The 9,930-nt window shown below is 41.4% G+C and carries 8 protein-coding genes; 2 read left to right on the forward strand and 6 right to left on the reverse strand.

Annotation, left to right across the window (positions count from 1 at the left end):
* Positions 1-52: 52 nt before the first annotated feature.
* The 6 genes from WAK81_RS05100 to WAK81_RS05125 form a co-directional block, all read right to left on the reverse strand.
* A complete protein-coding gene (locus tag WAK81_RS05100; protein ID WP_422195951.1) occupies positions 53-2,632 on the reverse strand; it encodes a bifunctional diguanylate cyclase/phosphodiesterase in 2,580 nt (859 codons plus the stop codon).
* Positions 2,633-2,838: 206 nt separating this feature from the next.
* The gene (locus WAK81_RS05105; protein ID WP_422195952.1) at positions 2,839-3,495 is read right to left on the reverse strand and encodes a 3-oxoacid CoA-transferase subunit B; all 657 of its coding nucleotides are present in this window, start codon (positions 3,493-3,495) and stop codon (positions 2,839-2,841) included.
* Entirely contained in the window at positions 3,495-4,166 is a 672-nt protein-coding gene (locus tag WAK81_RS05110) for a 3-oxoacid CoA-transferase subunit A (RefSeq protein WP_422195953.1), read from the reverse strand. Before WAK81_RS05110 ends, WAK81_RS05105 begins: the two co-directional genes overlap by 1 nt.
* Before the next feature lie 40 nt (positions 4,167-4,206).
* Positions 4,207-5,487 carry an MFS transporter gene (locus WAK81_RS05115; protein WP_422195954.1) on the reverse strand — a complete coding sequence of 427 codons (1,281 nt, stop codon included), beginning with the start codon at positions 5,485-5,487 and terminating at the stop codon, positions 4,207-4,209.
* A 255-nt stretch (positions 5,488-5,742) separates the two neighbouring features.
* Positions 5,743-6,942 carry an acyl-CoA dehydrogenase gene (locus WAK81_RS05120; protein WP_422195955.1) on the reverse strand — a complete coding sequence of 400 codons (1,200 nt, stop codon included), beginning with the start codon at positions 6,940-6,942 and terminating at the stop codon, positions 5,743-5,745.
* 31 nt (positions 6,943-6,973) lie between these two features.
* A complete protein-coding gene (locus WAK81_RS05125) occupies positions 6,974-8,128 on the reverse strand; it encodes an acyl-CoA dehydrogenase family protein (protein ID WP_422195956.1) in 1,155 nt (384 codons plus the stop codon).
* Between the two features lie 504 nt (positions 8,129-8,632).
* On the opposite strand from WAK81_RS05125, the gene WAK81_RS05130 reads away from it, so the two are divergent.
* Both WAK81_RS05130 and WAK81_RS05135 read left to right on the forward strand, forming a co-directional pair.
* Positions 8,633-9,469: an IclR family transcriptional regulator gene (locus WAK81_RS05130; RefSeq protein WP_422195957.1), complete on the forward strand. Its 837-nt coding sequence runs from the start codon at positions 8,633-8,635 to the stop codon at positions 9,467-9,469.
* A 218-nt stretch (positions 9,470-9,687) separates the two neighbouring features.
* On the forward strand, positions 9,688-9,930 hold a 243-nt coding region (locus WAK81_RS05135; protein WP_422195958.1), incomplete at its 3' end, for an NAD(P)-binding protein.

Raw genomic sequence — 9,930 nt, forward strand, 5'->3', positions numbered from 1 at the left:
TCCTTTCTATATGAAGAACGGTTGAAAATATTGATATCTTAACTTTTTAGAGTTAATTCAATTTACTATTTTCCATTGCGAGATAAACAGGCTTCAATTCAGTTAAAGGCGCAGGTTTTGCATAAAAGAAGCCTTGTAGCAGATCACAGCCCTGTTGATAGAGCAAACTGGCCTGACTTAAGGTTTCGACCCCTTCCGCGACAACCTCCAAATCCAGCTGATGTGCCAGATGAATAATCGATTGCACAATCGCAGCATCCTGACCATCGAGGGTTAGCTCTTCAATAAAACTACGGTCTAACTTGATTTGATTAATCGGCAAGCGGCGTAAATAACTGAGACTCGAATAACCTGTGCCAAAGTCATCAATGGCAACCTGTACGCCTAAAGCACGCACCGCTTTCAAAATTTCTATGGTTCGATCTGCACCATTAATGATGACACCTTCCGTAATTTCAATTTTAAGTAATTCCGGCGGTAATTGACTGAGTTCCAGCGCATGTCCAAGTACCTGCAAAAAGCCTGCTCTACGGAATTGCAAAGGAGAAATATTCACCGATACCGTGATCTGGCTATTGTGTGTCTTGTTCCACTCGGCAATATCTAAACAGGCCTTTTCCAATACCCATTGACCTACACTAATAATCTGCCCGGTTCTTTCTGCAAGCGGAATAAAAATCGCTGGAGAAATATAACCCTGCTGTGGATGGCACCAACGGATTAAAGCTTCTACGCCTGTCACCAGTCCAGTTTCAGGATGAATCAGCGGCTGATAGAACAGGTCAAAATTTTCCTGATTGATCGCTTCCATGAGTTCCAGACGCAGATTAGTATAGTCTATTTCTGCGACAGGCTGCATTCTGGTTTTTTCATACCACTGCCACATATTACGACCTTGCCTTTTGGCTTCCTGCATCGCCAAAACAGACTGATAAATCAATTCAGAAGAATGATGGATCGAACTGTCATCTGCCACGATACCAATACTGGCACTCAAATGTATTTTGTACTGATCGACGATAAACAGCATGGAAAGAAGATCAAGAATTTCTCCGGCGATCGCCTCGACTTCAGTATGCTCATCTGTCCCTGAGAGCAGCAAAATAAATTCATCTTCAGCAAAGCGGCATAGCAAATTATTGCCTTGAACAAATTTTTGCAGCCGCTCGCCCACAATTTTGAGAATCTGGTCACCCACCAGATGACCTAAGCTGTCATTAATATTTTTAAAGTCATCCAGATCTATATACAGCAAGACTAAAGGTTGTGAGCTCTCGTGCTGTACTTCAAAAATATTTTCCAGAATCTGTTTGAATGCATGCTGGTTCGGTAAACCGGTTAAATGGTCATGAGTATGCTGATGCTGAATATATTCTTCCTGAATACGTTGCTGGGTAATATCTTCCTGAATTCCTAAAAAATGGGTGCAGGTTCCTGTCTGGTCAAAAATAGGGCCTATGGTTAAACGATTCCAGAACCAGCTGCCATCTTTACAGTAACTTTTTATAGTCACCTGAATTTCTTTTTGCTCTTTGACCGCTTGCTTGAGTAATGCAATCTGATCCGGATCAGTATCTGGATCCTGTAAGAAAAAACAGCTTTGTCCTAATACTTCTGCTGCTGTATAACCGGTGAGCTTTAGAAAAGCCGGATTCACATACACCATTAGTCTTTCTTCAGAAACATCGGTAATAAAAAGACTATTCGGACTGGCCTCTACTCCACGTTTTAATAATCGTAGAGACTCCTTGTTTTTACGCGATACAGTAATATCTCGTGCAATGCCAATAATACCGGTGACTTTCTGGGTTTGAATAATCGGTAAATTGGTCAGATCCAGCCATAAGATATCGCCTGCAACATTATAAATTGGAAGTTCATAATGTTGAGATTTACCTTGCGCCGCTTCTGCAAATGAAACGTTAGCAAGTTCATGGAATTCGGGCGGTATGAATGCACAATAGTGCTGACCATGAATTTGCACTTTAGAAAAACCTGTAATTTCTTCGCAAGCAATATTGGTATTAAGCACATGTCCCTGCAGGTCAAGTTCAAAAATAATATCTGGATGATAGGTATAAAATGAGCTGTATTTCTCATTAAGCTCATGTCTTTTTTGACGTTCCTGATCAAGCTCAATTGCGAGAGCAACTAATTTTGCCGCTTGCTGTAAAAGCTGAAGATGATGTTCAGTCGGTATTTTGGATGTTCGATAATAGGTGGCAAACGTTCCGTACAGAATATCTGAAGCATTAATAATCGGCATAGACCAGCAGCTAGACAACTTTTCTGCATTTACCAAAGCACGGTAAGGCTGCCAGTTTGGGTCTTTCATTAAATTCGGACTAATGACCAACTGACGCAAGAAAGCAGCTACGCCACACGATCCTTGATTTGGCCCAATTTTCAAATCTTGAATAGCATTACAGTACTCTTTTGAGAAGTGCTGTTTACCACTTATGACATTTAAAGTTTGCGTGTCATCCTTATAGAGCATAATGGTGACAAGCGCATCTGGAATGCGCGATTCAAGCCACTGGCTAATGACATCGAGGATAGGCTTAAGTTCAGTATGGCAACCAATCAGATTAAAAATATGAAAAATTTCTTGATCATCACAATTATTATTCATTCAGACTATCACCTTCCTTAGCTTGTTAACATTTTAGACTTATTCTTAAAATAATCATTAGCAAAAGTTTGTATTTATATCTTTAAAATGCGGAAATATGGCCAATATTACGTGTATTTGATAATAGTTTTAAAATTTAAAAATCACAGCCGAAGCTGTGATCTAAAACTATACTTTTATTCAATCAGAATATTGCAGGCTTATTTTTAGGCTGCCTTACGGTTGTCCACTAATTTACAGCCTGTCTGTTGTTGTAATTCTCCAAAGCTTAAGCCATCTACTATTTCAATAACCTGAGCCTGGTTGTCTTTTAATTCAATCACACAGAGATCGGTATAAATGCGGTTGACACAATGTTTGCCTGTTAGAGGATAAGTCAGTTCTTCAACGATTTTTGCTTCACCGTTTTTGGTCACATGTTCCATGCAAACATAAACACAGCGAGCACCTACCGCCAGATCCATTGCACCGCCTACAGCAGGTACAGCATTAGCATTACCAGTATGCCAGTTCGCCAAATCACCATTAATAGCAACCTGAAAAGCCCCCATGATACAGATATCCAGATGCCCGCCTCGCATGATATCGAAAGAGTCCGCAGAATTCATAAAGCTTCCGCCTTGTAGCATGCTTACGAGTTCTTTGCCGGCGTTAATCAGGTCATCATCCGCCTGTTCAGGATTGCTCAATGCAGCAAAACCTAAAACACCATTTTCCGAGTGCAGGATTACTTCCTGTTCAGGTTTTAAATAACCCGCAACGCGTGTGGGTAAACCAATACCTAAATTTACAAAAGAGCCAGTTGGGATGTCTTGTGCAACTTTAGCTACAATCTGTTCACGTGTACGTTTTTGAATATTCATTATTTAATATCTCCAACTTTGACCACATGCTGTACAAAAATTCCTGGCGTTACAATGATCTCTGGATCAAGCTCTCCCAGCTCCACAATCTGATGGACTTGAACAATGGTGGTTTTTGCAGCTTTGGCCATGATCGGACCAAAATTCCGTGCTGCCTTACGGTAGGTCAAGTTGCCCCAACGGTCTGCCTGATTGGCATACACAAAGGCGTAATCAGCGTGAATCGGATATTCCAGCACATAGTCTTTTCCGTTGATATTTCGGGTTTCTTTACCCTCAGCTATCTTGGTGCCAAAACCGGTTGGAGTAAAAACAGCACCTAAGCCAGCACCGGCTGCCTGAATACGGCAGGCCAGATTACCCTGTGGCACAAGTTCCAGTTCAACTTTTCCTGCTTTATACAGGTCTTCAAATACTGTTGAGTTATTGGCACGTGGAAATGAACAGATCATTTTTTTAACCAGTCCAGACAACAGCAGATTGGTTAGACCACGATCTCCAGAAGCTGCATTATTGTTAATAACGGTTAAGTCTCTAGGACCAAGATCAATTAATGCTTCGATTAATTCTACCGGCTGACCTGCCAGGCCAAAACCACTGGTCATAATGTGTGCACCATCAGGAATTTGCTTGAGTACCGTCTCGATATCCTGCGTGATTTTATTCATCATATTGCTTCCTAGCATGTTCTATCTATATTACGATTGCAGATTAATCTGCCTTTTGCGGATCAAATAAGCGGTCTTTAATAAAGAAAGCGGGTATCAGGCCACAAAGAAAATAGGCAATCCCCATAATCAGTAAGCCCGTACCAATTGAGCCTCCTTGAGCAAAATAGCCAATGGTAAGAGGTGCAAATACCGCGCCCAGTCGGCCCACATTATAGGCACCACCCACTGCCGTTCCACGCACTTTGGTGGAGAAGCTTTCTGTCATGTAAGTCGCATTAATACCGTATGGAATACCATAGAGAAAACCGAAAAATAACATCAGCCAGAGGATGTTATCCGGCGTATTACCAAAGACAATCACAGGAATAAAAATCGCAGTACCCATGGTACCGAAAGCAAATACCGCACGACGGCCAATCCGGTCAGCGATAAAACCAGCAATCACTTTGGTACACATCATGATCAGGAAAGTCCCGATCATATACATGGTCATTTCTTTAAACTTGATTCCCAGATCAGTCTCTAAATAGGCCGGTAGCCAGTTGCTGACTCCATAATAGCCAAATTGTAAAAATGCGGTACTGAAAGACCAGAGGATAAACATGCGACGGCTAAGTGCATCTTCAAAAGTCATTTTAAAAGTGTTTTTTGGTTTTTCCTGAACAATACCACTGGCTTTTGCATCCAGGCGTGCCTGACGCGCATCTAACCAGGCTTTCGGTTCAGGCACCAAAAAATACATCGCGAAGGACAGTACAATCGGAATAATGGCAATATAGTAGAGGTATCGCCAGCCAAATTCAGGCAATAACCATCCAGCCAGAACAGTTGCCACCACCGAGCCTAAAGTCCAGCCAGTCATGAGCGTTGCCAATACTGTAGAACGATATTTGGTGGGTACGTACTCTGCCATGAGTGTATTACAGGCAATATATAGAGCACCTAGTCCAATCGCAGAAGTAAAGCGCAGCCATTTGAACTGATCATAACTTTCCACAAATCCCAACCAGAAAGTTAATGAAGAAAATAATGCAATGGCAATGACGATCACACGAACCCGGCCAAAACGGTCACAAGCCCAGCCCCCAAAAAAACCGCCGATAGCCATGCCTGCAAGCGTCCAGCTTCCTAAGGCACCGGCCTGCATATTACTTAATGAAAACTCTTGTTTCAGACTGGTCAGACTGTAGGCTAATAATGCAATATCAGCGCCATCAACCAGTAATGCCAAAAATGAGAAGATAAAGGCCAGAATCCATACTTTTTGCTTGGGTTCGTTTCCACCTTCCATCGGGTGTTGTTGTGAACTGATCGTATCCATAATGCTCTTTCTACTTTTCGGCACTCCTGTGCCTTTTTAAAACGCATATTTCACTTAATTATTTAGGTGAAATATAGAATATTTACTGGTCATTACCACGCTTGAACAAGGTGGTATGAAGATGATTTTCAAAGTTCTTGATAAATTTTCTCTGCAGAAATCACGTAGCAATACATTGAAAGATGTGATTAAGCACAATTCTTAAACCCGCAAAACAATCTAGCCAGCAATGCTGGCTAGAGGTTGATCTCAGGTTTAGTTGCAAAAGGCTGCAATTCCGGTTTGTGCACGACCTAAAATCAGGGCATGTACATCATGAGTACCTTCATAGGTATTTACCACTTCCAGATTAACCAGATGACGGGCTACACCGAATTCATCGCTAATGCCATTTCCACCCATCATGTCACGGGCCAAACGGGCAATATCCAGTGCCTTGCCGCAGTTATTACGCTTAATTAAAGACGTACCTTCAACTGAAGCCATGCCTTCATCCTTCATGCGTCCAAAACGTAAAGCCACCTGTAAGCCAAGGGCAATTTCAGTTTGCATGTCCGCCAGTTTCTTCTGGATCAGCTGATTCGCAGCGAGTGGTCGGCCAAACTGTTTACGGTCCATGGTGTATTGATGTGCGGTATGCCAGCAGAATTCTGCAGCCCCCATGGCACCCCAGGCAATCCCGTAACGCGCACTATTCAAGCAGGTAAAAGGCCCTTTTAAACCACGAACTTCCGGAAATGCATTTTCTTCTGGAACAAAGACGTTATCCATTACAATTTCACCAGTGATCGAGGCACGTAAACCCACTTTACCGTGAATCGCTGGAGCAGAAAGCCCTTCCCAGCCTTTTTCTAGAATAAAGCCACGAATGTCACCGACATTGCCTTCAGCAGATACCTCTTTGGCCCAAACCACAAATACATCGGCGATCGGACTATTGGTGATCCACATTTTTGCGCCAGTTAAACGGTAACCACCATCTACTTTTTTGGCACGGGTAATCATGCTGCCCGGATCAGAACCATGATCTGGCTCAGTCAAGCCGAAGCAACCAATATACTCACCGGTTGCCAATTTTGGTAAATACTTCTGCTTTTGCTCTTCAGAACCAAATTCATTAATTGGCACCATCACCAGGGAGCTTTGTACGCTGGCCATTGAGCGATAGCCTGAATCGACACGTTCAACTTCACGGGCAATCAGGCCATAACTGACATAATTTAAACCTGCACCGCCGTACTGTTCTGGAATGGTTGGACCTAGCAGACCAAGTTCACCCATCTCACGGAAAACAGCGGGATCGGTTTTTTCATGGCGGAACTGTTCCAGTACACGCGGCATCAGTTTGTCTTGACAGTACGCCGCCGCTGCATCGCGAATCATGCGCTCTTCTGACGTCAGTTGCTGTTCGATTAAAAACGGGTCTTGCCAATCAAATCTATTTTTTGTCGTCATTTTAATATTTCCTTATTTTAAAATTATGAGATTAGGCGGTTGCTTGTTTAATCATTTCACGTGCAATAATAATTTGCTGGATTTGTGTGGTTCCTTCATATAAACGGAACAGACGTACATCACGGTAGAAACGTTCAATTGAATATTCACTGATATAGCCTGCTCCACCATGAATCTGCAAACAGCGATCAGCTATTCGGCCACACATTTCGGTTGCAAACATTTTTGCACAAGAAGCTTCAGTCGTAACATTTTGACCTGCATCTCGCAGACGCGCAGCATCCAGCACCATACATTTGGCTGCATAAATCTCGGCTTTGGAGTCTGCTAACATGCCTTGAATCAACTGGAAATTCGCAATGGGCTGACCAAACTGTTTACGTTCCACTGCATAGTTGAGTGCGTCTTCCAGCATACGCTCTGCCATGCCCACGCTATAACCGGCAATGTGCAGACGGCCCTTATCTAGCACACGCATTGCTGTTTTAAAGCCGATCCCTTCTACACCACCAATCAGCTGATCTTTATGCACTTTACAGTTATCAAAAATTACATCACAGGTATAGGAACCATGTTGGCCCATTTTCTTATCAATTTTACCTAGGCTTAAACCAGGTGTACCTGCTTCAACTAGAAATGCTGAAATACCGCTCGCACCTTTAATCTCTTGATTGGTACGTGCCATCACGGTAAATGTCGTGGCACGTGGTGCATTGGTGATGAAGCGTTTAGTTCCGTTTAAAATATAATAATCGCCGTCTTTGACAGCACTGGTTTTTAAAGCAGCAGCGTCTGAGCCTGAATCCGGTTCAGTCAAACAGAATGAACCAATAATTTCGCCCGTTGCATAACGCGGTAAATATTTCTGTTTTTGTTCTTCTGTGCCGTCGATAATGATGCCGCTTGAGCCAATGCCATTGTTAGTACCAATTAAAGAGCGGAAGGCAGCCGATGTCTGACCCAACTCCATCGCCACCAGAATTTCTTCTTCCATGGTAATGCCTAAACCACCATATTCTTCTGGAATCGTCAGGCCAAACAAGCCCAGCTCTTTCATCTGTTCCACAATATGTTCAGGAATGGCGTTGTTCTCATCTACTTCATGCTCAAGAGGCACCAGTTCATTTTTTACAAAATCGCGAATCGTTGACAGAAGTTGGTCTAGCATTTCCGGATCACGAATCATATGAATCTCCATGGATATAATTTAGGTAAATTCCTTTACCCTTATTTTTGTTTCGTATTACGAAATAAATAATCATATAAAATCATTTTGAGCAAGTGAAATTATTAAAAATTTTATTTTTTAAACAAAAAATGAAATTTTTCTGGTATTCCAGTTGATTTATGTTTAAGATTTAATTTCACGATACGAAATATTTTGATGAATGATTGTTTTATTTATCAGTTTTTTTGAATAGATAATTAAACCTTTTTTTCTTGCTGTAATACTTATCGATCACTGACTCTTTCAGAGAAACCGAAACTTCTTAAATGTGTTGGCTACATTTTAAACCTAAAAAACTAGATGATTTTATGTTGTCTTTAAACTTAGGTAACAAGATTATTTCCGACTACAAATAATTTCTGCACTTTTTCTTATATTTTATCTTTTGTAGAAATGTTTTATTTTGTATCGTGAAATTATGTTGCTATCATATTCATTAATTTAACTTTAATTGCCCTGACCATGACAAAAAATAAAACTGGTGAAATTCCCAACTTTGATGAAATCCGTTTAGATCCGATTTCACATATTCATAGAGAAAATAATCCTCAATTTATTGCGTCTATTGCGCGTGGATTGGAAATCTTACGTTGCTTTTCAGCGACCAATCAATTGCTTGGTAATCAGGAAATTGCACAATTAACCAACTTGCCCAAGCCGACTGTAGCCCGTATTACCAGCACCCTGGTTTCTTTAGGTTATTTAAAACAACTGCCCAATACCACGAAATATCTGTTGGATGTTGGCGTATTGGCTTTGGGCTATGCAGCTTTGAGTAATATTTCTGCACGTACTCAGGCTTATCCGTTTATGGAAGAAATGTCACGTTATTCCCAAGCACCTGTGGCAATGGCTACCCGTGACCGTTTGAGCATGATTTATCTGGAAGTGGTACATACAGAATCTACGCTGACCATGCGTCGTTCTGTCGGTTCTACCTTACCGATTCATAGCAGTGCCATGGGACGTGCCTGTCTGGCAGCGATGGATGTAAAGGAACGCGAATATTTATTTGATGCGATCAAGAAAAGAAATGAAGATCAATGGCCAACCATTAAGCGTAATCTGGAACGTGCGATTCGTGATTATCAGGATTATGGCTATTGTCTGTCTTTAGGTGACTGGGCTAAGGATGTGAATTCCGTGGCAGTTCCACTGGTTCATCCCAAACATGGAATTTTAACCTTTAACTGTGGTGCCCCAAGTTATCTGTTAAATCAGGAAAAACTGGAAAATGAAATTGGGCCACGTCTGATCCATATGGTGAATAATATTGCTATGAATCTCAATAATATATAGAAATTTCATAATCAGGGCGATACCATAAAGGTCGCTCTTTTTATTTAAAAGATACTAATTTTCAGTGCAAGTTATTTATTTTCATAATTTTTTTATTAAGATTCTGAATATTAAAAACACATATTTTTAAATTTTTATAGATACCGAAATAAAAATTAAACTATATACTTCTTTTATATAATGATAAAATATCGCTATACGAAATTGGATTTTATATTATGGAAGATATAACAAGAGAATCGATGGAGTTTGACGTCGTCATCGTAGGCGCAGGCCCTGCGGGTCTTTCTGCTGCGATCAAAATCCGTCAACTTGCAATTGAAAACAACTTAAAAGATTTGTCCGTTTGTGTCGTAGAAAAAGGCTCCGAAGTCGGTGCACATATTCTTTCCGGTGCGGTGCTTGAACCACGTGCCATGAACGAGCTGTTCCCGGACTGGAAAGAACAGGGTGCCCCGCTT

The sequence above is a fragment of the Acinetobacter sp. genome (genome assembly GCF_049284435.1).
GTDB lineage: Bacteria > Pseudomonadota > Gammaproteobacteria > Pseudomonadales > Moraxellaceae > Acinetobacter.

Coding starts and splice junctions, on each gene's coding strand:
- WAK81_RS05100 (WP_422195951.1), bottom strand. CDS start 2,632: ATGAATAATAATTGTGATGATCAAGAAATTTTTCATATTTTTAATCTG.
- WAK81_RS05105 (WP_422195952.1), bottom strand. CDS start 3,495: ATGAATATTCAAAAACGTACACGTGAACAGATTGTAGCTAAAGTTGCA.
- WAK81_RS05110 (WP_422195953.1), bottom strand. CDS start 4,166: ATGATGAATAAAATCACGCAGGATATCGAGACGGTACTCAAGCAAATT.
- WAK81_RS05115 (WP_422195954.1), bottom strand. CDS start 5,487: ATGGATACGATCAGTTCACAACAACACCCGATGGAAGGTGGAAACGAA.
- WAK81_RS05120 (WP_422195955.1), bottom strand. CDS start 6,942: ATGACGACAAAAAATAGATTTGATTGGCAAGACCCGTTTTTAATCGAA.
- WAK81_RS05125 (WP_422195956.1), bottom strand. CDS start 8,128: ATGATTCGTGATCCGGAAATGCTAGACCAACTTCTGTCAACGATTCGC.
- WAK81_RS05130 (WP_422195957.1), top strand. CDS start 8,633: ATGACAAAAAATAAAACTGGTGAAATTCCCAACTTTGATGAAATCCGT.